The organism is Xanthomonas sp. DAR 34887 (assembly GCF_041245805.1).
Taxonomy (GTDB): domain Bacteria; phylum Pseudomonadota; class Gammaproteobacteria; order Xanthomonadales; family Xanthomonadaceae; genus Xanthomonas_A; species Xanthomonas_A tesorieronis.
Genome location: NZ_CP162490.1, coordinates 2,515,436 through 2,535,416, shown reverse-complemented (window position 1 = coordinate 2,535,416; position 19,981 = coordinate 2,515,436). Strand labels below are relative to the sequence as shown.

Below are 19,981 nucleotides of genomic sequence, written 5' to 3'. Positions count from 1 at the left end.
AGCGCCGGCGCCGTCGGGGAACCCGTTGACAGGGGCGCGCCGACCTGTCGGCGTCAGCTCACGCCGGTGGGGCCGTCCAGCACGATGCGCACCTTGCGGACCAGCTCCTGGCGGTTGTAGGGCTTGGACAGCACATCGAACTCGGTGCCGCCGGCATCGGTGCGCTCGATCGACGTTTCGGCGTAGCCGGTGGTCAGCAGTACCTTGATCTTGGGCCGACGCCGCCGCACTTCGCGCGCCAGCATCACCCCGTTGAGGCCGCCGGGCATGATCAGGTCCGAATACAGCAGATCCACCTGCAGGCCCTGGTCGACCAGTTCCAGCGCTTCGCGCGCGTTGTGCACCACGTGGGTGGTGTAGCCCTGGTCTTCCAGGAACAGCCGCGCCAGCTCGGCGATGTCCGGGCGGTCCTCCACGATCAGGATCGTCTCGTCGCCTTGCCGGTCGGAGGCGCGGCGGGCGCGCGAGTCGCGCGGCGCCGCGTTCTCGACGTTGTCGTCGATCGGGAAGTACAGCCGCACCGTGGTGCCATGGCCTTCCTCCGAATACAGGCGCACGGCACCGCCGGATTGCTTGGCGAAACCGTAGACCATCGACAGGCCCAGGCCGGTGCCTTTGCCCTCTTCCTTGGTGGTGAAGAACGGGTCCAGCACGTGGGCCAGCACGTCCGGGGACATGCCGCTGCCGTTGTCGGTGATCGACACGCAGACGTAGTGGCCGGGCAGCAGGTTGTCGTAGGTGGTGGGTTCGTCGGCGCGGATCGAGACGTTGCGGGTCTGGATCACCAGCCGCCGCGCTGGCTGCTCGGCCATCGCGTCGCGCGCGTTGATCAGGATGTTCAACAGCGCCACTTCGGCCTGGGTCGGGTCGATCCGGCAGTTGCGCAGGTCCGGCGCCAGGTCCAGCGAGAACGCGATGCCGTCGCCCAACGTACGCTCGGCCACATCGCTCATGCCGGCCACCAGCGCGTTGAGGTTGAGTACGCGCCCTTCCAGTTTCTGCTTGCGGGCGAAGGCCAGCAGCTGCTGGGTCAGCCGCGCGGCCTGGCCGGACGCGTCGCGCGCGCGCTCCACGCTCTTGCGCAATCGCGCCGGATCCAGCGGCTCGCGCTCCAGGCCATGCTCGATCAATTCCAGGTAGCCGGACATGACCTGCAGCAGATTGTTGAAGTCGTGCGCGATGCCACCGGTCAGCTGGCCCAGCGCTTCCATCTTCTGCGCCTGGCGCAAGGCGTCTTCGGTATCGCGGCGGCGGCTGACGTCCAGCTGCGAGCCGAAGTAATAGACCAGCTCGCCATGCTCGTTGTAGACCGGCGAGATGAACAGCGCATTCCAGAAACTGGAACCGTCCTTGCGGTAGTTGAGGATCTCCACCGCCACTTCGTCGCGCGCGGCGATCGCCTCGCGCACGCTGGCCACGGTATCGCGATCCGTGTCCGGGCCCTGCAGGAAACGGCAGTTGGTGCCAATCAGTTCTTCGCTGCTGTAGCCGGTCATTTCCAGGAACGCGCGGTTGACGAACACGATGGGGTTGTCCGCCTGCCGCGGGTCGGTGACGATCATCGGCATCCGCGTGGTTTCCACTGCGGCGAAGAAGATGTCGCTGCGGTGCTCGGACAGATCGGCGGTGGTGCTCTCGTGGACGGTGACGCGCGACGGATTGCTGGGGTCTGGTGCGGGCATGGTCGAGGAAAGATCGATGCGAACCGCTGCTGGCCCGTCTAGGCGGGCGACCACACCGGGGTCCGCATGCCGGTGTCAACGCGAATAATACTGGTGCAGGCGCTCCACCACGATCTCGTCCTGCAGCGACTCCAACGCCATGATCCGGACCCGGCGATCGGACAGCGCGAGCACGCGCTCGACGTAGATCTCCGGCCCCTGCTCGGTCTCCTTCATCGATTTGCTGAAGCCGTAGGGCATCACGCCCTTCTGGCCATCCTTGCTGCCACCGATATACAGAACGACCGACATGACGTTTCCTCTGCTGGGAATTCGTGGAACTGGCGCGCAGCCTACACAGCGCGTCGTGAGGGTTTTCTCCACGCAGGTTAATCGCGGCTGTTTGCCTGCGAATGACTTACGTTTGCCTCACGTTGGTTTAACCGAATCCAGCTATGGCCGAGCGCTTCTACGGCGACGGCGGCCCAGCGCCGCGCTCCCCATCGAAGCACCCGTTCGATTTGGCGCAGCTGGATTAAGCGTCACCGCCGCCACGGCCACCATCCGTGGCCGTGCAAGGCATAGCGGTCGGCCGCGCGCTCCAGCGGGTTGCGCACGTCGACCCCGCCGCAGGCGAAGTACACCGGCAGGAACAAGGGGCCGAGCAGCAGGTATTGCAGCACGTGGGCGCGCTCGTGGTCGCCCAGGCGCACGCTCGGCTGCCGACAGCGGCCGGCGGCATGTTCGTAGGTGGCGCACGCCACGTCCAGATGGTCGGCACTGACCAGGATCACGTTGCCGAGCGTCAATGCCCCGCGCGGGCCCCACGGGAAACGGTCGAACACCAGGGCCAGTTCGCGCCGGCTGATCCGCGCGCGCGCGCCGAACGGCATGCCGGCGCATCCGGCGACCAGGCCGAGCAGCGTATTGGGCGAGGTCCACAGCGCGCCGAGCGCGAAACCGGCCGAGCGCAATGCGGCCAGCGCCGGCCGGGTCAGTCGGCTTCGTTGGGAATCAGCAGCCACAGGATCAGATAGACCAGGATGCCGGGAAACGCGGCCGAGGCGATCGAACCGACCACATAGACCACCCGCAGCAGCGTCGCGTTCCAGCCGAAGCGATGTGCGATGCCGCCCATCACGCCGGCGAGCATGCGGTCGTTGAGCGAGCGCGACAGCGTAGGAGTGGTGGACTGGGACATGGCGGCGGTTCCTGCGGCGAAGGCGCGCTCAGTCTGGGCGCGGCGCCGCGGACGCTGCGTGACGGCGCAGCGCGGCCAACTGCTGGGCGAACCAGGTCGCCGCATCCTGCTCCGGCTGGCCCGGACAGGCCACCCGGTAGGCCTTGCCGCTGCTACTGCTGCGGCTGGCGCCACGCGCGATGAATTGCTCGGCGCTGGCGACCAGGTCGCGCTTGCGCAGGTAGTCGTACTTGCGCTGCAGATGCGCCCTGGCCTCCGCCGCCGGATACCAGCTGCCGTTGCGCTGGAACCGGCACGGCGACGCCTGCAAGGCCGCCAGCAACGCAGCGATTTCGCGCTCGGCGACCGGCGGTGGCGCAGCTGCCGCGGCGACCGTGCACACGCAGGCCAGGACGAACGCAAGCACGCGCGCACCGCGCCGGCGCAGTGATGGCGCAGCGCGCCGCGTCATGCCTTCACTCGCCGCCATCGCGCTCGGCCAGCCAGCGGTGCAGCGCCGCCGGCACTTCGCGCTGCGCGCGGCCGGACACGTAGATGCCGATATGGCCGCCGCGGAAACTGAGCTCGGCATAGTCGTCGCTGCCGACCAGGCCGCGCAACGCGCGCGAGGCATCCGGTGGCACCAGGTGGTCCTGTTCGGCATAGATGTTGAGCACCGGCATGGCGACCTTGGCCAGGTCCACCGCATGCTCGCCGATGCGCGCGCGGCCATGCACCAGCGCGTTGTCCTGGTAGAACTGCTTGACGAATTCGCGGAAGGTTTCGCCGGCCAGGTCGGGCGAATCGAAGATCCATTTTTCCATGCGCAGGAAATCTTCCAGGGCGCGCGGATCGTCGAGGATGTCCAGCAGCCCCACGTACTTCTGCAGATTCAGACGGAACGGCTTGAGCATCAGGTAACTGGCGTTCATCAGGTCCGCCGGCACGTTGCCCAGCGTGTCCACGAACAGATCCACGTCCACCTGCCGCGCCCAGTTGGACAGCATGTTGTCCGGCGTATGGAAATCCACCGGCGTCACCATCGTCACCAGGTTGCGCACCTTGTGCGGCTGCAGTGCCGCATAGCACAGCGAGAAGGTGCCGCCCTGGCAGATGCCGAGCACGTTGACCGGCGAGCCTCCTGCGGCGTCGCGCAGGTGATCGACCGCGCCGTCGATGTAGCGCAGCAGATAGTCTTCCAGGGTCAGGTAGCGCTCGGAACGGTCGGGATAGCCCCAGTCCAGCACATAGACGTCCTCGCCCAGCGCCAGCAGGCCCTTGACCAGCGAGCGGTCGGCCTGCAGATCGACCATGTACGGGCGGTTGACCAGCGCATAGACGATCAGCAGCGGCACCTTCGCGGTGGGCGGCCGTTCGCCAATGAAGCGGTACAGCACCACCTTGCCGTCGCGCCACACCTCCTGCCGCTCGGTGACGCCGTACTGCACGTCGTCCAGCCCCGGCAGCACGCGCAGCCCTTCCATGAGCTTGCGCTGCAGTTCCAGCGTTTCCTGCAGCAGGTCGTCGCTGCTGAAGCTCAACGGCCCTTTCATGCGCGGCTCCGGCGTGGCGCCGCGCCCGCCTTGCCACGTGCCGGCTTGGCGACAGCGGGCTTGGGTTTCGCAGCAGGCTTGGACTTCAAGCGCGTGCTGGATACCGGCTTCGCGGCAGGTTTGGATTTGGCCGGCGACTTGGGCGTCGAAGCGGCGCGCGCGCCGGACTGCCTGGCAGAAGTCTTTGCCGTCGCACCAGCTGGCGCTGCCTTGGATGCTGCAGCACTCGTTGGCCTGGATCGCGGCGGCGGTCGCGGCGCACCCCTGCCGCTCGCGGCCGGTTCCGCCGCAGCAGCCGGCGCAGCGCCGCGCTCCAACCGGCGCAACCGCCGTTCCAGATCGGCGATATGCCGATGCGCGGCGTCCAGCTCGGTGCGGGTGGGCAGGCCCAATTGTTCGCACAGCTGCTCGGTCTCGCGTTGCAGCAGCGCACGCAGGCGCATCTGCGCATTGGCGAAGCCGGCATAGACCTCGCGGAATTCTTCCGACAGCGCCGACGCCGCGTAGGCCTCTTCGGCAGCATCGATCCACAGGTCGAACATCGCCCGTGCGTTGGTCAGCTGTCGGCCCGGATCCTCGTGCTCGCGCAGCTTGGCCTCGAACACGCCGAAGGCGCGGTCGATCGCCCCCTGTAGCTGGCTCAGGTAGGCCTGCAACTGCGCCTGATAGTCCTGCTGCGCCTTGGCCAGCGCCCGCCAGCGCGCATGGTGGTTGCGGCCCGGACCGAAGCCCGGCATCTGCAGCCATGGCCCGCTGTCGCGCTGCCAGCCCTGCAGCCACTGCGCCGCCTGCTGCAGCCACGGATCTACGCCGGCCTGGCCGGCGCCGCGCGCGGTGCCGAGCAGCCATTGCAGCATCTGCTCGCGTTGGCCCTGCACCTGCTGCTTCCAGGCCTCGGCCACGTCGGCACTGCTGGCATCGCGCCCGGCGAACTGCGCCGCCACCTGCTGCATCGCGCCGAACCACTCGCCGGCCTGCTGCTGCAACTGCGACACCGCATCTTCGGCCTGCGCCCCGGTGCCGCGCGGCAACCACTGCGCCCAGCTCTCGATCGCCTCGCGCCACGAACCGTGGCCGGCGCCGTCGGCGGGCGCTTGCGCGGCTGCGCCGCCGCCCTGGCGCAGCGCATCGCTCCACGCGCCGCAGTACTGCCGCGCCAACGCTTCGAAATCGCCGGCACCGCCGCCGCTAGCCTTCATCGCCACCCTCCCAGGTCAGAGCGGGATGATAGCAACCTGCCGCCGCTCAAGGCTTGGGAATGCGCAGGGTCTTGCTGATCATCAGCGAACCGGACAGCGCGAACAGCAGCACCAGCGGGTGCAGCAGCCACGGTCCCAGCCGCCATTCGCCCCACCACAGCGCATCGCCGAGATGGCCCAGGTGCGCGGCCACCGCCAGCACGATCACCAGCGCCAGGCTGCTCGGGATCGGCGTGCCTTCGAAATACGGCACCTTGTCGCCCTCGCCGGCCAGCTGCTCGGCGGTGACGTTGTAGCGCGCCAGGCGGCTGACCCCGCAGCACACGAAGAAGCTCAGCACCAGCCAGTCCCAGCCGCCCTGCATGCCGCAGGCATAGGCCAGCGCCGCCGGAGCGACGCCGAAGGAGATCACGTCGGCCAGCGAATCCAGTTCGCGCCCGAGCGTGGACGAGGACTTGCGCCAGCGCGCCACGCGTCCGTCCAGCGCATCGAACACGAACGCCAGCGGGATCAGCGCCATGCCGATCAGCAGGTCGCTGCGCCGGCCCTCCTGCAGGAAGCGCATCGCCGCGAACACCGCGCCGGTGCCGCAGAAGGCATTGGCCAGGGTGAACCAGTCGGCCAACTGGAATTCGCGCAGCATCGAAAAGTGGCGTTTCATCGGCATAGCGTGGCGGATCCGGCGTGAGAAGGGTGCGACCGGCACAGGGTAGCGTGGCGCCACCGCACTGGCGAGGACCGGCGCCATGGCGCCGCCACCCTGCGCTGCTACGCTGCGCGTCTTCCTTCCCGACAGGTGCTTCCCATGCAGACCGTCCTGATCACCGGCGCCGCCAGCGGCATCGGCGCCGGCATCGCCCACGAACTGGCCGCCGGCGGCCGCCACATCGTCGTCAGCGACCTGGATGCGGCAGCCGCCGCCGCGGTGGCCGCGCACCTGCGCGAGGCCGGCGGCTCAGCCGAGGCGGTGGCGCTGGACGTGGCCAGCGAGGCCAGCATCGGCGCGGCGCTGGCGGCGATCTCGCGGCCCGTGGACGTGCTGGTCAACAACGCCGGGCTGCAGCACGTGGCGCCGCTGCAGGACTTCCCGATGGCCAAGTGGAGCCTGCTGATCGAAGTGATGCTGACCGGCGTGGCGCGCCTGACCCAGGCGTTGTTGCCGGGCATGCGCGAGCGCGGCTTCGGCCGCATCGTCAACATCGGCAGCATCCATTCGCTGGTCGCCAGCCCGTACAAGAGCGCCTACGTCGCCGCCAAGCACGGCCTGGTCGGGTTCTCCAAGGCCGTGGCGCTGGAAACCGCCGATACCGACATCACCATCAACACGCTGTGCCCCAGCTACGTGAAAACGCCGCTGGTGGACAAGCAGATCGCCGATCAGGCGCGTACCCGCGGCATTTCCGAAGCCGACGTGGTCGCGCAGGTGATGCTCAAGCCGATGCCCAAGGGCGTGTTCATCGACTACGACGAACTGGCCGGCTGCGTCGCGTTCCTGGCCTCGCCGGCGGCGCGCAACATCACCGCGCAGACCATCGCCATCGACGGTGGCTGGACGGCGCAGTAGCGACGCGAGGCGTTCCGGCAGGACGTGCGCAGGCCGGTAGCGCGAGCGAGGCTGGCGAATTTTTCGCCAGCCTGGTGCCAGGCGTTGCCCTGCAACGCGATCGAGGCCTTATCCACAGCGTTTGGCCGATTCCATCCACATACGTTGTGGAGAAGCGCAGCCGGCAATGGCGAATTTTTCACCAGTCGTCAAAATCGGTCAGCAGTTTCAGCGACTTGCCACGCTTGCCCACAGGCTTGTGCAGGATCGATCCACAGCCGCTGTGGACAAGCCGGACGCGGCGTCGCGCAGGTGTTCGACTGGGCGGCGCCGTTCCCTTCTCCCACCGGGAGAAGGTGCCCCGAAGGGGCGGATGAGGGTACGGGCGAAGCCCTCGCGCACCCAAACGCTGCGAGTCGCTTTCGCGCCGGACCCTCACCGCAACCCTTCCCGACGGGAGAGGGGCTTGCGGCTCAGCGCGAGCGCTCAGACCCGTGAGTAGCGCCACGACAGCATGCGCCCGTCGCGGTACGGCATCACGCCGTGGAACGGGCGCGGATCGGCGTCGAACACCAGCGGCAGGAAGTGGCGGTCGCCCTCCCACAGCGGCAGCGTTTCCATCTCCGCCACCGGCACCCAAGCCAAGCTGCCCTCGGCGTTCTCGGTAAACGGTTCGCCGCTGTACGCGCTGATCAGGAACAAAAAGCCCAGCCAGTCCTCGCCATGCTTGCCGAAACCGGGCCAGCTGATCGTGCCGCGCAGTTGCAGCGCGTCGCATTCGATGCCGGCTTCTTCGCGGATTTCGCGGCGCATGCCGTCCAGCACGTCCTCGTCCGCCTCGACCTTGCCGCCCAGGCCGTTGTACTTGCCCAGGTGATGGTCGCCGGGCCGCGCGTTGCGATGGATCAGCAGCACCTTGGAGCGGTCGGGCGACAGTACGTAGCCCAGCGTGGCGACGATCGGGGTGTAAGGCATGCGGCAGGCGGGCGAGTCGGCGGGCGCGCAGTATGCCGCATCCGCCAGCGGGGCCGATCAGAGTGCCGGCGTCGCCGCGTCCTCGGCCGGGCGCCGCAGCGGCCCGGCCGGCTTCAGCGTGGCCACGCCATGGCCGCGCTCGGCCAGGTATTCCAGCCACTTGCTGAGGAAGGTGTTCATGCGCATGCGGTGGCTGATCAGTTCCGCCGGCGGCGGATACAGCCCCATCACGTCCTGCCAGCGGCGGCCGACATAGCAATGCGTGGTCTCGGCCTGGCGCGCGTCGCGGTACAGGCGCACGTAGGCCGACGGATCCGGCTCGCCGGTGAGCGGGTCGCACAGGTCGTAGGTGATGCGCAGTTCCACGGTGTAGCGGTGGTGCTCGATCACGTCCAGGCGCAGGTCCAGGCCGTCGCCGACCGAGGACAGGTAGCTGCCCTCGGCCAGATCGGACGGCACGAACAGCCGGTTCAGGTGGACGAAGTTCTCGGCGTACAGCCCCATCAGCCAGCCGAATCGGCTCAGCCGGGGGATGCGTTCGCTGCGGGTCAGGGCGTGCTGCATGGAGCCGATGCTACACGCTGCAAGGCCGGCGCGGCAGCATTGACGGATCGCCCGCGCAGGCCTACCTTGGAAGTCTCGGCACGAAGGCAGACCGCCTCGCCGAAATGCCGATTTCGCGCAGCCGCCCCGATCCGCGCCGCCGCGCTCAGAACATCTCGCGCTGCAGCCCCAGCGTCGCCAGCACCTTGCTGGAAATCTCCTCGATCGAGGTATGCGTGGTGCTCAGGGTCGGGATCCGCTCCATCCTGAACATGGTCTCGGCCGCGGACACTTCGCGCCGGCAGGTCTCCAGGTTGGAATAGCGCGAATTCGGCCGCCGCTCCTGGCGGATCTGCTGCAGCCGGTCCGGATCGATGGTCAGCCCGAACAGCTTGCTGCGGTACGGACGCAAGCGCGGCGGCAACCGGTCGTGCTCCAGGTCTTCCTCGGTCAACGGATAGTTGGCCGCACGCACGCCGTAATGCAGCGCCAGGTAGATGCAGGTGGGCGTCTTGCCGGCGCGCGAGACGGCCACCAGGATCAGATCGGCTTCGTCGTAGTTGATCGCGATGCCGTCGTCGTGGGTCAGCGCGAAGTTCATCGCGTTGATGCGGCGGTGGTAGGTCTCGAAATCGACCAGGCCATGCGCCTGCCCTACCCGCGAATGCCGCGGCGCGTTCAATTCGCGCTCCAGCGGCTCGATGAACGGCGCGAACACGTCGAGCATCAAGGCCCCGCTCTCCGACAGCAGCATGCTCAGTTGCGGATCGACGCAGGAGTTGACCACGATCGGCCGCACCTGATAGCGCTCGCCGGCGGCATGGATGCGCTGCGCCGCCTCGCGCGCTTTTTCCGGATCGTCTACGAACGACATGCGGTCGGTGACGAAGCTGAAACCGCTGAACTGGGTGAGCAGGCTATGCCCAATGGTTTCAGCGGTGATACCGGTTCCATCGGACACGTAGAACACCGGTCGGATCGTCGACATTGCCTGGATTCTCCTTGCTGAAACCCAACGGATGCGCCCGGCCGCGCTTGTGCCGACTCGGGTGCGCACTGCATGATATCGGCTTCTTCCCCTACGGACGCGGCCATTCTGCCCGCCTCGGGCGATGGCCCTACGGAGCATCGCGCTTGAACGAGAACATCCTTTGGTTGCACGAGTTGCGCCTGACCGACCTGGCCCGTGTCGGCGGCAAGAACTCCTCCCTCGGCGAAATGATCGGCAACCTCGCAGGTTTGGGAGTCTCGGTACCCGGCGGCTTCGCCACCACCGCCGAAGCGTTCAAGGCGTTCGTCGCCCACAACAATCTCTATCAGCGCATCTTCGACAAGCTGGCCACGCTGGACGTGGAAGATGTCGGCGCGCTGACCCTGGCCGGCAAGGAAATCCGCGGCTGGGTCACCGATGCGCCGCTGCAGCCGGAGCTGGACCAGGCGATCCGCGAGGCCTACGCTCAGCTGTGCGCCGAAAACGGCGGCGGTGAAGTGGCGGTCGCGGTGCGCTCCTCGGCCACCGCCGAAGACCTGCCCGACGCCAGCTTCGCCGGCCAGCAGGAGACCTTCCTCAACGTGACCGGCGCCGACGACGTGCTGCACAAGGTCAAGGAAGTCTTCGCCAGCCTGTACAACGACCGCGCCATCGCCTATCGCGTGCACCACGGCTTCAAGCACGAGGACGTGTTCCTGTCGGCCGGCGTGCAGTTGATGGTGCGCTCCGGCGTCGGCGCCTCCGGCGTGCTGTTCACGCTCGACACCGAATCCGGTTTCCGCGACGTGGTGTTCGTTACCTCAAGCTTCGGCCTCGGCGAAATGGTCGTGCAGGGCGCGGTCAATCCCGACGAGTTCTACGTCTACAAGCCCACCCTCAATGCCGGCAAGCCGGCGATCCTGCGCCGTTCGCTGGGCAGCAAGCTGATCCGCATGGTGTATTCGGATGTGCCGGGCGAGCGCGTGCGCATCGAAGACACCCCCGCCGCGCTGCGCAACACTTTCTCGATCAGCGACGAAGACGTGCAGGAACTGTCCAAGCAGGCGCTGGTGATCGAAAAGCACTACCAGCGGCCGATGGACATCGAATGGGCGAAGGATGGCGTCAGCGGCAAGCTGTTCATCGTGCAGGCGCGCCCGGAGACGGTGAAGTCGCGCGGCCACGCCACCCAGATCGAGCGTTTCGCGCTGGAACAGCGCGGCACGGTGATCGCCGAAGGCCGCGCCATCGGCCAGAAGATCGGCGCCGGTGTCGCCCGCGTGGTCCGCAGCCTGGACGACATGAGCCGGGTGCAGCCCGGCGACGTATTGGTCGCGGACATGACCGATCCGGATTGGGAGCCGGTGATGAAGCGCGCCTCGGCGATCGTCACCAACCGCGGCGGCCGCACCTGCCACGCCGCGATCATCGCCCGCGAGCTGGGCGTGCCGGCGGTGGTCGGGACCGGTAATGCGATGGAGCTGATCGAGGACGGCCGCGAAGTGACGGTGAGTTGCGCCGAAGGCGACACCGGTTTCATCTACGCCGACGTGCTGCCGTTCGAGCGCACCACCACCGATCTGGGCAACATGCCGCCGGCGCCGCTGAAGATCATGATGAACGTGGCCAACCCGGAGCGCGCGTTCGACTTCGGCCAGTTGCCCAACGCCGGCATCGGCCTGGCGCGGCTGGAAATGATCATCGCCGCGCACATCGGCGTGCATCCGAATGCGCTGCTGGACTACGCCAAGCAGGACGCGGCGACCAAGAAGAAGATCGACGAGAAGATCGCCGGCTACGCCGACCCGGTCAGTTTCTACGTCAACCGCCTGGCCGAAGGCATCGCCACGCTGACCGCGTCGGTGGCGCCGAACCCGGTGATCGTGCGCCTGTCCGACTTCAAGTCCAACGAGTACGCCAACCTGATCGGCGGCAGCAATTACGAGCCGCACGAAGAGAACCCGATGATCGGCTTCCGCGGCGCCAGCCGCTACGTCGATCCGAGCTTCTCGGCCGCGTTCGCGCTGGAATGCAAGGCCGTGCTCAAGGTCCGCAACGAGATGGGCCTGGACAACATGTGGGTGATGATCCCGTTCGTGCGCACCCTGGAAGAAGGCCGCAAGGTCGTCGAGGTGCTGGAGAAGAACGGACTCAAGCAGGGCGAGAACGGCCTGAAGATCATCATGATGTGCGAGCTGCCGTCCAATGCGCTGCTGGCCGACGAGTTCCTGGAGATCTTCGACGGCTTCTCGATCGGTTCCAACGACCTGACCCAGCTGACCCTGGGCCTGGATCGCGATTCGTCGATCGTCGCGCACCTGTTCGACGAGCGCAACGCCGCGGTCAAGAAGCTGCTGTCGATGGCGATCAAGGCCGCGCGCGCCAAGGGCAAGTACGTCGGCATCTGCGGCCAGGGGCCGTCGGACCATCCGGAGCTGGCCGAGTGGCTGATGCAGGAAGGCATCGAGTCGGTATCGCTCAATCCCGACACCGTAGTCGACACCTGGCTGCGCCTGGCCAAGCTGAAAGCCGCCAGCTGATGGGTACGGCCACCACGTTGCTGGCGGCGGTCACGGCGGCCACGTCCGCCGCCCCGGCGGCGCGGACCCAGCAGCCGTTCAACTGGAGAGACCTCGATTGGGCGCAGTACGCGCTCAACTGGGGCGTGGCGCTGGTCATCCTGGTCCTGGGGATGTGGCTGGCCAAGCGCCTGAGCCTGTGGCTGCAGCGTGCGCTGCTGCGCGCGCGGGTGGAGACCACGCTCAGCAATTTCCTGCGCAACGTCGCCTATGCGTTGCTGCTGGTGCTGGTATTCGTCACCGCGCTGCAGAAGATCGGCGTGCCGCCGACCTCGCTGTTCGCGGTGCTCGGTGCGGCCGGCCTGGCGGTGGGCCTGGCGCTGAAGGATTCGCTGTCCAACATCGCCTCGGGGGTGATGCTGATCGTGCTGCGGCCGATGCGCGACGGCGACCACGTGGTGGTGGCGGGCCAGGAAGGCATCGTCGACGAGATCCGGATCTTCCAGACCCGCATCCGTTCCTTCGACGAGCGCATGATCACCCTGCCCAACAGCACCATCACCACCGCGCCGATCGTCAATTACAGCACCCTGCCCAACCGGCGCCTGGAGATCACCGTCGGCGTCGGCTACGGCGACGATCTGAAGAAAGCGCAGCAACTGCTGCTGCAGATCGCCAAGGACAATCCGAACATCCTGGAGACGCCGGCGCCGTTCGTGCAGGTCACCAACCTGGGTGAGAGCACGGTGGACCTGATGCTGTTCGCCTATGCCAGGAACGGCGACTTCGGCGCGGCCAAGAGCAGCACGCTGGAGAACATCCGCAACCAGTTGCTGGAGAACGGGCTCAGCATTCCCTACCCGCAGCGCGATCTGCACGTGTACCACCACGATGCCGACGGCCGCCCGATCGCAGAGTTGCTGCTGAAGGGCATCACCGACGACGGCGACACCAAGCCGGGCCCGCCGCTGGCCCGTTGAGTCGGGCCCCTGCTTCATGCCGCGCCGGACGGGCGCGGCCTTCGCGTCGCCGCGTGGCTCAGCGCGCGCCGCTGCCCTGCCCGCCCAGGGTGCCCATGAACGGGCGGTAGTAGCGCAGCTCGTCGATCGAATCGTGCACGTCGCTGAGCGCGGTGTGCGAGGACGTCTTGTTGAGCCCCGAGGCGATCCCCGGCGCCCAGCGCCGCGCCAGTTCCTTCAGCGTGGACACGTCCAGGTTGCGGTAGTGGAAGAAGCGCTCCAGCCGCGGCATCTGCCGGTGCAGGAAGCGCCGGTCCTGGCAGATCGAGTTGCCGCACATCGGCGACGCGCCCGGCTTGCACCACTGCGCCAGGAACGCCACGGTCTGCGCCTCGGCCTGGCCCAGGGTGACCTGGCTGTCGAGCACGCGCTGCCACAGCCCGGAATGGCGATGCTGGTTGCGGTTCCACTCGTCCATCGCCTGCAGCGTCTGCAGCGGATGCGCGATGGCGAATTCCGGGCCCTCGGCCAGCACGTTGAGCTGGCCGTCGGTGACCACCGTGGCGATCTCGATGATCGAATCATTGTCGGTATCCAATCCGGTCATTTCCAGATCGATCCAGATCAGACGATCGTTGTCCACGTGCGGTTCCGCCATATCACCATCCAGTCGTTCGCGGCGGCGCTGCCGGCGCGGGGGTTTAGTATCGGTCGTGCATGATACCGCGCGTCACGCGGCGGCTTCACGTCCGCCAGCGCCGCGCCGCGGGACTCAACCGCCGAGCGGCGGCTTGCCGCGTTTGGCGCGGAAATAGTTGGTCAGGCGCAATCCGGCCGGCGCCGCCAGCACCCCGCCGCGCACCTGCACGCGGTGGTTGTGGCGTGGATCGGCCAGCAGGTCGAACACGCTGCCGCAGGCGCCGGTCTTCGGATCGGCGGCCGCGAACACCAACTGCGCCACGCGCGCATGCACCACCGCCATCGCGCACATCGCGCACGGCTCCAGGGTCACGTACAGGGTGCTGCCGACCAGGCGGTGGTTGCCGCGCCGGCGCCCGGCCTGGCGCAGCGCTACGATCTCGGCGTGCGCGCTGGGATCGTGCTCGGCGATGTTGAGATTCCAGCCCTCGCCCAGCACCTCGTCCTGGGCCGAGACCAGCACCGCGCCGACGGGGATCTCGTCGAACTCGCGCTCGGCGCGGTCGGCCAGGGCCAGCGCGTGCAGCATCCAGCGCTCGTCGCGCGCGGCGGTCTCGCTGTCGGCGTTCATCGCGCCGCGGCGTGCTTGCGCACGAACTCGGCGAACACCGCCAGCGTGGCTTCGCTGACGTGGTGCTCGATGCCCTCGGCATCGCGCCGCGCGATGTCCTCGTCGATGCCCAGCGCCAGCAGGAACTGCTCCACGGTCTGGTGGCGCTGCCGGCTGGCGGCCGCCAGGGCCTCGCCATCCGGGGTCAGGAACACGCCGCGATACGGGCGCTGGATCACCCAGCCGCCCTTGACCAGCCGCTTGAGCATCTTCGCCACGGTCGGTTGGGCCACGCCCAGGCGCGCGGCGATATCCACCTGCCGCGCCTCGCCGCCGTCGGCCAGCAGGTCGGAGATCAGCTCCACGTAGTCCTCGATCAGCTCCAGGCGGTGCGCCTCGCGCACCTGGCGGAAGCTCTCGACCTGTACCCGCGCGTCGAGCAGCGCCGCCCCCGGCGCCGTCGACTTCCCGCTTTTGTGCATCGCAACGCCCTTGTCCGGTGCCGGCGAACGCCAGCCGCTGCCTATTCTGGCCGAAATCGCGCCTATCGCAGCGATTCGATTCGCCAATGCTAAAGAAAATAGCAGGTGCTATATACTCGCCATGCACCCTCCACCTGCGTGTCCGCCATGGCCGATCCCCTGCCACTGCCCGAATCCAAGGCCGCCTGGCCGCAAGCCGACGACGCGCCACGGCGCAGCCTCGGTGATATGAACGGCAGCGTCGCCGTGCCCAGTCGCGGGTGGGGCTGGCGTCGCTTCCTGGCCTTCCTCGGGCCGGGCTACATGGTCTCGGTGGGCTACATGGATCCGGGCAACTGGGCCACCGACCTCGCCGGCGGCTCGCACTTCGGCTATCTGTTGCTGTCGGTGATCCTGCTGTCGAACCTGATGGCGATCGTGCTGCAGGGGCTGGCCGCGCGGCTGGGCATCGCCACCGGCCGCGATCTGGCGCAGGCCTGCCGCGAACACTATTCCAAGCCGGTCAACGTCCTGCTGTGGCTTGCCTGCGAGGCGGCGATCGTGGCCTGCGACCTGGCCGAGGTGATCGGCACCGCGATCGCGCTGAAACTGCTGTTCGGCATCCCGTTGACCCTGGGCGCGATCATCACCGCGATCGATGCGCTGCTGGTGCTGTACCTGATGCGGCGCGGCTTCCGCACGCTGGAGGCATTCGTGATCGCGCTGCTGCTGGTGATCTTCGCCTGCTTCGTGGTGCAGATCGCGATGGCCGCGCCGCCGCTGCACGCGGTGCTGGCCGGCTTCGTCCCGCGCGCCGAGGTGGTGACCAATCCGGCCGCGCTGTACCTGGCGATCGGCATTATCGGCGCGACGGTGATGCCGCACAACCTGTACCTGCATTCGTCGATCGTGCAGACCCGCGCCTACGAGCGCAGCGACGCCGGCCGCCGCTCGGCGCTGCGCTGGGCGCTGGCCGACAGCACCATCGCGCTGAGCCTGGCGCTGTTCGTCAACGCCGCGATCCTGGTGCTGGCCGCGGCGGTGTTCCATGCGCACGGCCGCACCTACGTGCAGGAGATCGAGCAGGCCTACGAACTGCTGGCGCCGATGCTCGGCGTCGGCCTGGCCTCGACCCTGTTCGCGGTGGCGCTGCTGGCCTCGGGCATCAACTCCACGGTGACCGCGACGCTGGCCGGGCAGATCGTGATGGAAGGCTTCCTGCACCTGCGTATCCCGGCCTGGGCGCGGCGCCTGCTGACCCGCGGTCTGGCGATCGTGCCGGTGGTGGTGGTGACCTGGCTGTACGGCGAGCAAGGCACCGCCAAGCTGCTGGTGCTGAGCCAGGTCCTGCTGTCGATGCAGCTGCCGTTCGCGGTGATTCCGCTGGTGCGCTTCGTCGCCGACAAACGCAAGATGGGCGCCCTGGTGGCGCCGCGCTGGCTGGTCCGGCTTTCGTGGGTCATCGCCGCGCTGATCGTGGTGCTGAACGTGAAGCTGCTCGGCGACACTTTCCTGCACTGAGCCGGCGCAAGAACCGGGGCGCCACGCTGACATCGCGGACGGCGCGAATCGGCGAGGCGCTGGCCGCGCGCCAACGGCGCCTTCGCTCACGAATACAGGGGCGCCGCTTCCGGTCTGTCCTGGGCGCCGGGATTGGCCCGCACCTGCTGCAGCGCGGTTGCCAGTTCGTCCAGCCGGTAGGGCTTGGACAGGATCTGCACGCCTTCCGCCTCGGCGGCGGATCTCGCCGCTTCCGCATAGCCGCTGGTCAACAGGATCGGCAGCGCCTCGCGGCGCATGCGGATCTCGTGGACCAGCTCCAGGCCGTTCATGCCGCCGGGCATCATGATGTCGGAGAACACGATGTCCACCACCCGCTCGTTGGCCAACGCGCCCAGCGCGGCAGCCGCGCTGGCCACGCGGGTGACCTGGTAGCCCAGCTGGCGCAGCATTTCGCCGACCAGGGCCGCGACTTCGTCGTCGTCCTCGACCAGCAGCACGTAGCCAGCGTCGCCCGGGGCGCGGCGCGCCACTTGCTGCAGGTCCAACAGGTGCCGTTCCTCCGGCACCGGCGCGCGAAACGAGCGCGGCAGCAGCAGATGGATCGCGGTGCCCTGTCCGAGTTCGCTGTCGATGTGGATGGAGCCGCCGGATTGCTGCACGAATCCGTGCACCTGCGCCAGGCCCAGGCCCGAGCCCTTGCCGATGTCCTTGGTGGTGTAGAACGGTTCGAACACCCGCGCCTTCACTTCCGGCGCCATGCCGACGCCGGTATCGACGATCGACAGGCGGATGAAATCCGGCTCGGTCTTGCTCGCGCCCGGCACGTTCTCCGCCCGGACCACGATGGTGCCGCCACTGGGCATCGCATCGCGGGCGTTGACCGCCAGATTGAGCACCACCAGTTCCAGCTCGCCCGGATCCACTTCGATCGGCCACAGGCCGTCGGCGAAATCGAAATCCACGTGCACGTCGCCGCGCAGGCTGCGGTCGAGCAGCTCGCGCATGCCGCCGATCTGCCGGGTCAGATCGACCGGTTCCGGCTTGAGTTCCTGCCGCCGCGAGAACGCCAGCAACTGCCGGGTCAGCCCGGCGCCGCGCTGGGCGGCCTTCTGCATGCCATCCATCAGCCGCTTGCGCACGCCCGGATCGGCCTGGGTGTCGAGCATCGCCAGGCCGCCGGAGATCACCATCAGCAAATTGTTGAAATCGTGCGCGACGCCACCGGTCAACTGCCCGATGGCCTCGATCTTCTGCGCGTGGCGCAGGGTTTCCTCGACCCGCGCGCGCTCTTCCATCTGCGTGCGCAGCAGGCGATTGGCCTCTTCCAGTTCGCGGGTGCGCGCCACCACCTGCGCCTCCAGCTGTTGCGCCGCCGACGCCTGCGCGCGCAACAGCGAGCGCACCTCGTACTGGCGCGCGCGCGCGCGCAGCGCGGCCTTGATGGTGCTGGTGAAGGTGATGGCCTGCACCGGCCGCTCGAGCAGCGCCACGTTGCGCAGCGCCGCCACCAGGTTGCGGCGCCAGGTCACCACGGTCGGCTGCTCCTGGTGGCTGGTCAGCACCACAAACGGCAGGTCCGACCAGGCCGGCTGCGCGTCGGCCCAGGCGAACAGCGCGGCGGTGTCCTTGCCGAACAGGCCTTCCTCGGCGACGAACACCGCGGCGGCGCCGATTTGCAGTTCGCGCACCAGCGTGTCCAGGTCCGGGCAGTGACACGCCACCACGCCACCGCGCCGCAGCAGTTCCACCGACGCCCCGCCGTCGCGCCCGATCGGCGCATGGACCAGGACCCGGCTCTCGCTCGCATCGCTGCTGCTCATGCGCCGGTGTCGAGCAGCGGCTGCTCTCCTCCACTGTAGCTCGGGGTTCCTGAGAAGATGCCGCTGAATCCCTTCAACGGCTGGCCGACGTCGATGCCGTTGCTGCTGAGGCGAAATTCGCGGATCGCGTTCTCGTGCTTGCCGCTGCGCTTCTTCACCACCGACAGCGCGCGATGCACCGCGCCGTCCACCTCGAAATAGCGCAGCATCAGCACCGAATCGCTCAGGTAGCTCAGGTCCAGCGGCGTTTCCATGGGACCCATCAAACCGTGCTGGGCCAGCACCAGGATGGTCAGCACGCCCTGCTGCCCCAGATAGCTGAGCAATTCGTGCATCTGCAGGATCAGGAAGCGCTCGTCCGGCATCGCGTTGAGATAGCCGTTGAGGCTGTCGATGACGATCACCCGCGCCCCCTCCAGTTCCACGCTGCGGCGCACGATCGCCGCGAACTGGCCCGGCGACATCTCCGCGGGATCGATCTGCTGGAAGCGGATCATGCCGTTGTCGAGCTTTTCCGCCAGCGGCATACCCAGCGTGCGTGCGCGGGCCTCGACCGTGCTGCGGCCTTCGTCGAAGGCGAAGAAGACGCTGTGCTCGCCGCGCTCGGCTGCGGCGATGGTGTAGGACAGCGCCAGTGAAGACTTGCCCACGCCGGCCGCGCCCAGCAGCAAGGCGTTGGTGCCGCGCTCCAGCCCGCCGCCGAGCAGCCGGTCCAGTTCGTCGTTGCCGCTGGGGGCCACTTCGGCGATGTTGTGGTGCTTGTACTCGGCCGCGACCAGGCGCGGATAGATCTCCAGGCCGCCCTTCTCGATGGTGAAATCGTGGTAGCCGCCGCGGAACTGGATGCCGCGCATCTTGACCACGCGCAGGCGCCGGCGTTCGGCGCCGTAGTCGATGGCCAGCTGTTCCAGCAACACCACGCCATGGGTGATGGAATGCAGCTGCAGGTCGTTTTCCTGCGAGGACAGGTCGTCGAGCATGATGACCGTGCACTGCCGGCTGGCGAAGAAATGCTTCAGCGCCAGCACCTGGCGGCGGTAGCGCAGCGGGCTCTGCGCGAGCAGGCGCAGTTCGGAAAGGCTGTCCAGCACCACGCGCGAGGGATTGAGCTGCTCGACCTTGTCGAAGATCAGCTTGGTGGTCTCGGTCAGTTCCAGTTCCGCCGGGTGGAACACGGTGAGTTCGCGGTCCGGGTCCAGCGCCGTCTCCGGCGGCACCAGTTCGAACACGTCGACCTCGTTCATGCTCCAGCCGTGGCGGCTGGCGACCAAGCGCAGTTCGCGCTGGGTTTCGGACAGGGTGATGTAGAGCACCCGTTCGCCATGCCGCGCGCCCTCCAGCAGGAATTGCAGGGCGATCGTGGTCTTGCCGGTGCCGGGGCGGCCTTCGTAGAGATACAGGCGATTGGGGTCCACCCCGCCGCCAAGGATATTGTCCAGGCCCGCACTGCCGGTCGAGATGCGCGGCGGATCGTCGCCGTTCGCGTGATCGGGCTGCCGGTGAGGGGTCATAGGTGTCCTTGAAGATTGCGTGTGGAGTGAACGTAACGTGTTGCCGCTTTCTCGTAAGGGCCGTGCACGGCAACCCGCATCAATTCGCTCTCGCCAGCACGCCTTGCTGCATTGCCGCGACCGCCCGCTCACCTGGACGTGTCGCAACGCTCACGGTTCGTGAGGCCAAAACACACTACGTTCGGCAAAGTGATGTTTTTGTGTAGGCATCGCCCGCGTCCGCGCAACGTGGAGCAACAGGCAGCGAACCGCGGCGATCGACGAGGCGGGCCGGGATGGTACGAACGCGTTGCCTGGCGCCGAAACCATCTGCCCGAGCCGCCTGCGATCCGCCA

At 67.9% G+C, this 19,981-nt stretch carries 20 protein-coding genes; 4 read left to right on the top strand and 16 right to left on the bottom strand.

Annotated elements, in window-relative coordinates; translation table 11 throughout:
- Window positions 1-53: 53 nt before the first annotated feature.
- The 8 genes from AB3X08_RS10795 to AB3X08_RS10760 form a co-directional block, all read right to left on the bottom strand.
- Complete coding sequence (locus AB3X08_RS10795; protein ID WP_369938192.1) at window positions 54-1,682, bottom strand: hybrid sensor histidine kinase/response regulator; 1,629 nt, start codon at window positions 1,680-1,682, stop codon at window positions 54-56.
- A 75-nt stretch (window positions 1,683-1,757) separates the two neighbouring features.
- Complete coding sequence (locus AB3X08_RS10790) at window positions 1,758-1,973, bottom strand: hypothetical protein (RefSeq protein WP_369938189.1); 216 nt, start codon at window positions 1,971-1,973, stop codon at window positions 1,758-1,760.
- A gap of 230 nt (window positions 1,974-2,203) precedes the next feature.
- Entirely contained in the window at window positions 2,204-2,659 is a 456-nt protein-coding gene (locus tag AB3X08_RS10785; protein ID WP_369938514.1) for a hypothetical protein, read from the bottom strand.
- Window positions 2,656-2,862 (bottom strand): PspC domain-containing protein, encoded by a 207-nt coding sequence (locus AB3X08_RS10780; RefSeq protein ID WP_369938187.1) that lies wholly within the window; start codon window positions 2,860-2,862, stop codon window positions 2,656-2,658. The genes AB3X08_RS10785 and AB3X08_RS10780 overlap by 4 nt, the downstream gene beginning before the upstream one ends.
- 28 nt (window positions 2,863-2,890) lie before the next feature.
- Window positions 2,891-3,268, bottom strand: coding sequence for a DUF5329 family protein (locus AB3X08_RS10775; RefSeq protein WP_369938185.1), 378 nt, complete (start codon window positions 3,266-3,268; stop codon window positions 2,891-2,893).
- A 49-nt stretch (window positions 3,269-3,317) separates the two neighbouring features.
- Window positions 3,318-4,394, bottom strand: a complete 1,077-nt coding sequence (locus AB3X08_RS10770) for a class III poly(R)-hydroxyalkanoic acid synthase subunit PhaC (protein WP_369938184.1) — start codon at window positions 4,392-4,394, stop codon at window positions 3,318-3,320.
- Window positions 4,391-5,593, bottom strand: a complete 1,203-nt coding sequence (phaE, locus tag AB3X08_RS10765) for a class III poly(R)-hydroxyalkanoic acid synthase subunit PhaE (RefSeq protein ID WP_369938183.1) — start codon at window positions 5,591-5,593, stop codon at window positions 4,391-4,393. Before phaE ends, AB3X08_RS10770 begins: the two co-directional genes overlap by 4 nt.
- A 46-nt stretch (window positions 5,594-5,639) precedes the next feature.
- Window positions 5,640-6,254, bottom strand: a complete 615-nt coding sequence (locus AB3X08_RS10760) for a CDP-alcohol phosphatidyltransferase family protein (protein ID WP_369938182.1) — start codon at window positions 6,252-6,254, stop codon at window positions 5,640-5,642.
- A gap of 144 nt (window positions 6,255-6,398) precedes the next feature.
- On the opposite strand from AB3X08_RS10760, the gene AB3X08_RS10755 reads away from it, so the two are divergent.
- The gene (locus AB3X08_RS10755; protein ID WP_369938180.1) at window positions 6,399-7,157 is read left to right on the top strand and encodes a 3-hydroxybutyrate dehydrogenase; all 759 of its coding nucleotides are present in this window, start codon (window positions 6,399-6,401) and stop codon (window positions 7,155-7,157) included.
- 465 nt (window positions 7,158-7,622) lie between these two features.
- Here the strand turns inward: AB3X08_RS10755 and AB3X08_RS10750 are convergent, their stop codons facing one another.
- From AB3X08_RS10750 to AB3X08_RS10740, 3 genes are all read right to left on the bottom strand, one after another.
- Entirely contained in the window at window positions 7,623-8,111 is a 489-nt protein-coding gene (locus tag AB3X08_RS10750) for an NUDIX hydrolase (RefSeq protein WP_369938179.1), read from the bottom strand.
- Between the two features lie 57 nt (window positions 8,112-8,168).
- Window positions 8,169-8,675, bottom strand: coding sequence for a DUF1249 domain-containing protein (locus AB3X08_RS10745; protein WP_369938177.1), 507 nt, complete (start codon window positions 8,673-8,675; stop codon window positions 8,169-8,171).
- A 145-nt stretch (window positions 8,676-8,820) separates the two neighbouring features.
- Entirely contained in the window at window positions 8,821-9,642 is an 822-nt protein-coding gene (locus AB3X08_RS10740) for a pyruvate, water dikinase regulatory protein (RefSeq protein ID WP_039009881.1), read from the bottom strand.
- A gap of 146 nt (window positions 9,643-9,788) precedes the next feature.
- Here AB3X08_RS10740 and ppsA point away from each other — a divergent pair, with 146 nt between their 5' ends.
- Complete coding sequence (gene ppsA / locus AB3X08_RS10735; RefSeq protein ID WP_369938174.1) at window positions 9,789-12,164, top strand: phosphoenolpyruvate synthase; 2,376 nt, start codon at window positions 9,789-9,791, stop codon at window positions 12,162-12,164.
- Window positions 12,164-13,123 carry a mechanosensitive ion channel family protein gene (locus tag AB3X08_RS10730; RefSeq protein ID WP_369938172.1) on the top strand — a complete coding sequence of 320 codons (960 nt, stop codon included), beginning with the start codon at window positions 12,164-12,166 and terminating at the stop codon, window positions 13,121-13,123. The genes ppsA and AB3X08_RS10730 overlap by 1 nt, the downstream gene beginning before the upstream one ends.
- A gap of 58 nt (window positions 13,124-13,181) precedes the next feature.
- On the opposite strand, the gene orn is transcribed toward AB3X08_RS10730, so the two are convergent.
- The 3 genes from orn to mntR form a co-directional block, all read right to left on the bottom strand.
- The gene (gene orn, locus AB3X08_RS10725) at window positions 13,182-13,760 is read right to left on the bottom strand and encodes an oligoribonuclease (RefSeq protein WP_369938170.1); all 579 of its coding nucleotides are present in this window, start codon (window positions 13,758-13,760) and stop codon (window positions 13,182-13,184) included.
- Window positions 13,761-13,874: 114 nt separating this feature from the next.
- Window positions 13,875-14,372: a tRNA adenosine(34) deaminase TadA gene (gene tadA, locus AB3X08_RS10720; protein WP_369938168.1), complete on the bottom strand. Its 498-nt coding sequence runs from the start codon at window positions 14,370-14,372 to the stop codon at window positions 13,875-13,877.
- Window positions 14,369-14,833, bottom strand: coding sequence for a manganese-binding transcriptional regulator MntR (gene mntR / locus AB3X08_RS10715; protein ID WP_184409984.1), 465 nt, complete (start codon window positions 14,831-14,833; stop codon window positions 14,369-14,371). Before mntR ends, tadA begins: the two co-directional genes overlap by 4 nt.
- A gap of 147 nt (window positions 14,834-14,980) precedes the next feature.
- On the opposite strand from mntR, the gene AB3X08_RS10710 reads away from it, so the two are divergent.
- Window positions 14,981-16,333 carry an Nramp family divalent metal transporter gene (locus tag AB3X08_RS10710; protein WP_369938167.1) on the top strand — a complete coding sequence of 451 codons (1,353 nt, stop codon included), beginning with the start codon at window positions 14,981-14,983 and terminating at the stop codon, window positions 16,331-16,333.
- 86 nt (window positions 16,334-16,419) lie between these two features.
- Here the strand turns inward: AB3X08_RS10710 and AB3X08_RS10705 are convergent, their stop codons facing one another.
- Both AB3X08_RS10705 and AB3X08_RS10700 read right to left on the bottom strand, forming a co-directional pair.
- Complete coding sequence (locus AB3X08_RS10705; protein ID WP_369938166.1) at window positions 16,420-18,135, bottom strand: response regulator; 1,716 nt, start codon at window positions 18,133-18,135, stop codon at window positions 16,420-16,422.
- The gene (locus AB3X08_RS10700) at window positions 18,132-19,646 is read right to left on the bottom strand and encodes an ATPase domain-containing protein (protein ID WP_369938165.1); all 1,515 of its coding nucleotides are present in this window, start codon (window positions 19,644-19,646) and stop codon (window positions 18,132-18,134) included. Before AB3X08_RS10700 ends, AB3X08_RS10705 begins: the two co-directional genes overlap by 4 nt.
- Between the last annotated feature and the right edge of the window lie 335 nt (window positions 19,647-19,981).

What these genes read in the sequence shown, in the direction of transcription:
- AB3X08_RS10795 (WP_369938192.1), bottom strand. Translation starts at nt 1,682, where the DNA reads ATGCCCGCACCAGACCCCAGCAATCCGTCGCGCGTCACCGTCCACGAG.
- AB3X08_RS10790 (WP_369938189.1), bottom strand. Translation starts at nt 1,973, where the DNA reads ATGTCGGTCGTTCTGTATATCGGTGGCAGCAAGGATGGCCAGAAGGGC.
- AB3X08_RS10780 (WP_369938187.1), bottom strand. Translation starts at nt 2,862, where the DNA reads ATGTCCCAGTCCACCACTCCTACGCTGTCGCGCTCGCTCAACGACCGC.
- AB3X08_RS10770 (WP_369938184.1), bottom strand. Translation starts at nt 4,394, where the DNA reads ATGAAAGGGCCGTTGAGCTTCAGCAGCGACGACCTGCTGCAGGAAACG.
- phaE (WP_369938183.1), bottom strand. Translation starts at nt 5,593, where the DNA reads ATGAAGGCTAGCGGCGGCGGTGCCGGCGATTTCGAAGCGTTGGCGCGG.
- AB3X08_RS10760 (WP_369938182.1), bottom strand. Translation starts at nt 6,254, where the DNA reads ATGAAACGCCACTTTTCGATGCTGCGCGAATTCCAGTTGGCCGACTGG.
- AB3X08_RS10755 (WP_369938180.1), top strand. Translation starts at nt 6,399, where the DNA reads ATGCAGACCGTCCTGATCACCGGCGCCGCCAGCGGCATCGGCGCCGGC.
- AB3X08_RS10750 (WP_369938179.1), bottom strand. Translation starts at nt 8,111, where the DNA reads ATGCCTTACACCCCGATCGTCGCCACGCTGGGCTACGTACTGTCGCCC.
- AB3X08_RS10745 (WP_369938177.1), bottom strand. Translation starts at nt 8,675, where the DNA reads ATGCAGCACGCCCTGACCCGCAGCGAACGCATCCCCCGGCTGAGCCGA.
- AB3X08_RS10740 (WP_039009881.1), bottom strand. Translation starts at nt 9,642, where the DNA reads ATGTCGACGATCCGACCGGTGTTCTACGTGTCCGATGGAACCGGTATC.
- AB3X08_RS10730 (WP_369938172.1), top strand. Translation starts at nt 12,164, where the DNA reads ATGGGTACGGCCACCACGTTGCTGGCGGCGGTCACGGCGGCCACGTCC.
- orn (WP_369938170.1), bottom strand. Translation starts at nt 13,760, where the DNA reads ATGGCGGAACCGCACGTGGACAACGATCGTCTGATCTGGATCGATCTG.
- tadA (WP_369938168.1), bottom strand. Translation starts at nt 14,372, where the DNA reads ATGAACGCCGACAGCGAGACCGCCGCGCGCGACGAGCGCTGGATGCTG.
- mntR (WP_184409984.1), bottom strand. Translation starts at nt 14,833, where the DNA reads ATGCACAAAAGCGGGAAGTCGACGGCGCCGGGGGCGGCGCTGCTCGAC.
- AB3X08_RS10710 (WP_369938167.1), top strand. Translation starts at nt 14,981, where the DNA reads ATGGCCGATCCCCTGCCACTGCCCGAATCCAAGGCCGCCTGGCCGCAA.
- AB3X08_RS10705 (WP_369938166.1), bottom strand. Translation starts at nt 18,135, where the DNA reads ATGAGCAGCAGCGATGCGAGCGAGAGCCGGGTCCTGGTCCATGCGCCG.
- AB3X08_RS10700 (WP_369938165.1), bottom strand. Translation starts at nt 19,646, where the DNA reads ATGACCCCTCACCGGCAGCCCGATCACGCGAACGGCGACGATCCGCCG.